At 55.6% G+C, this 2212-nt stretch carries 2 protein-coding genes; one reads left to right on the top strand and one right to left on the bottom strand.

The genetic code is table 11. The features are described from left to right. Window positions 1-353, bottom strand: a 353-nt coding sequence (locus AAFM29_RS13090; RefSeq protein ID WP_341713230.1) for a sugar phosphate nucleotidyltransferase, incomplete at its 3' end; no start/stop codon positions are given. An 817-nt stretch (window positions 354-1170) separates the two neighbouring features. On the opposite strand from AAFM29_RS13090, the gene AAFM29_RS13085 reads away from it, so the two are divergent. Further along, window positions 1171-2212 (top strand): erythromycin esterase family protein (locus AAFM29_RS13085; protein ID WP_341713229.1); only part of this gene is annotated, 1042 nt, incomplete at its 3' end.

Here is a 2212-nt window from a genome sequence, read left to right as displayed (position 1 = left end):
GGCAGATAGGACCTGACAGCCTTCAACCGGCCACCGGTCATCGTTTCAGGGCCAGTATCAACTAACGTAATTCTCCAGCTCTCGTTCCTGTTGTTATGCACCTCCATCGAATTCTTGGTTAGGTCGATGGTGACGTCAGCAAGATGCAGAAAATAGTTAGCAAAATACTCCTTTATTACATATCCTTTATAGCCTAGGCAAATCACGAAATCCTGGATTCCATGACTCGAATATATCTTCATAATATGCCAAATGATTGGCATACCACCAATTTCAATCATGGGCTTCGGGCGAAGTGAGGTTTCCTCACCAAGCCTTGTTCCCAGTCCTCCAGCAAGTATTACTGCTTTCAATGTAACTACAACCTAATTATTGAGTTTAACAAACGTAGTTTACCCACGAAGAAAGGTCCGCGAACCTTTGGCGCGCAGAGAAAAATCAATAAAATGCCGCTAACCCGAACGAAATGTTTCGAATCTGCGCTAGCCTCTAGTTCTGAACTGTCAATAGTTCAAGCCGCCTGCTTCGCAGCAGCGTCGAATCGGCCAGCCCCCCCCTCTGCCCGCAAAATCCTTAAGAGATGGTAGACGTCTCCAATTCAAAACTTACCGAACTCCATGACACCTTTCGCCTCTCAATCTGTAAGCGATTCATCGCCATGCGCATTGCATACAACCGACAATCAAACATCGAGTGTCCAAGGCAACGAGCCATTTGAGGTCCGCTACGCAGACCATTGCTGATGCCGCGCTGATACACAAAAAGAACCACTCGGCTCCAATCCCAACTGAGTGAAAGCGCGGGGCTGTTAGAGTACCTGCGCACACCCCAGCGCTAGCTCCGTAGCAGACCCGCGATGCAGCATAGTTTGCTCTTCGGTAGAGTAAGGACCTGTTGACCGCCTCGTTGGCTCTGGAGCGAGCGAGTGTACGTACCAATCGTCTGTATCAGGCCTGGTGACTGGGGCAGCTCAGGATCACCTCCCACTTCCTGCGAGAGGCATCAACGACTTTTGTCCTAGCGCAAAGACATCCCATGCGATTGGTGTATGCTTAACTAGGTAATTCCGGCCGCGTTGGGGGCGGGTTTAAGCATGGCGCATTCTTGTGCCGATCGCTCACCTTGCCGGCGACCATCGCTGGAGACGTGCCAATGTCACTGCACCAACCTTTGACAAAGAATCTCGCGGACCTGCCCGCGACGCTGCGTGCACATGCCGAACTGCTGTCAAACCCCGACGGATTGCATTTCGCTGAAAGCTTTGATCGTTTTGCCGATGCCCGCATTATCCTGCTGGGAGAAGCGACACACGGCACGCACGAATTCTACCAAGCCCGCGCGCAAATAACCAAGCGACTTATTGAGCAGCACGGTTTCAACATCGTCGCCGTCGAGGGCGATTGGCCCGATTTGGCTCGCATCGATGACTACGTGCGTCACGGCGCCCCGCGCCCTCGTAGTGGAGAGCCATTCACGCGTTTCCCGACCTGGATGTGGCGCAATGAGGAAGTTCTCGCCTTCGCCGACTGGCTACGCGGCCACAATTCCGATCTTACAGAGGCGGAACGCACGAGCATGCGGGGCCTCGACGTCTACAGCCTTCGAGAATCGATTCACGCTGTCCTTGCCTACCTGGACGCAAACTGCCCCGAAGACGCGGAGGACGCCCGTCGTCGATACGGCTGCCTCACCCCGTGGCAGGACGAGCCCCAGCATTATGGCAGCGCGGTCGTGCACGGGGGGCTGGCTAAGTGCGAAGAGCCCATGGTGGCGCAGTTGAGCGAGCTGCTGTCGCGGCGGATGCAATTCATCAGACACAGTGCTGGCGGCGATGGTGAAGCATTCTTCGACGCGGAACAGAACGCGCGGATCGTGCGGGCGGCTGAGCGCTACTATCGTTCGATGTATCGCGGAGCAGTGGACAGCTGGAACCTGCGCGATCGGCACATGTTCGATACGCTCCAGCGACTGATGGCCCATACGCGTGAGGCGCGTGCCGTCGTTTGGGCACACAACTCCCACGTCGGCAATGCGTCCGCCACGGCAATGGGATGGCGGGGCGAATTCAACATCGGTGAGCTCGTTCGACATGCATATGGCGACGACGCTGTGCTCATCGGATTCGGAACCGACAGGGGGACTGTTGCGGCAGCCTCCAATTGGGGCGAAGCTATGGAAGTGATGCAGGTTCGCCCGGCACGCGATGACAGCT

Origin of the sequence: Erythrobacter sp. (genome assembly GCF_038133525.1) — a bacterium.
In the GTDB taxonomy this organism is placed as follows: domain Bacteria; phylum Pseudomonadota; class Alphaproteobacteria; order Sphingomonadales; family Sphingomonadaceae; genus Qipengyuania.
This window is presented reverse-complemented; position numbering and strand designations above follow the sequence as displayed.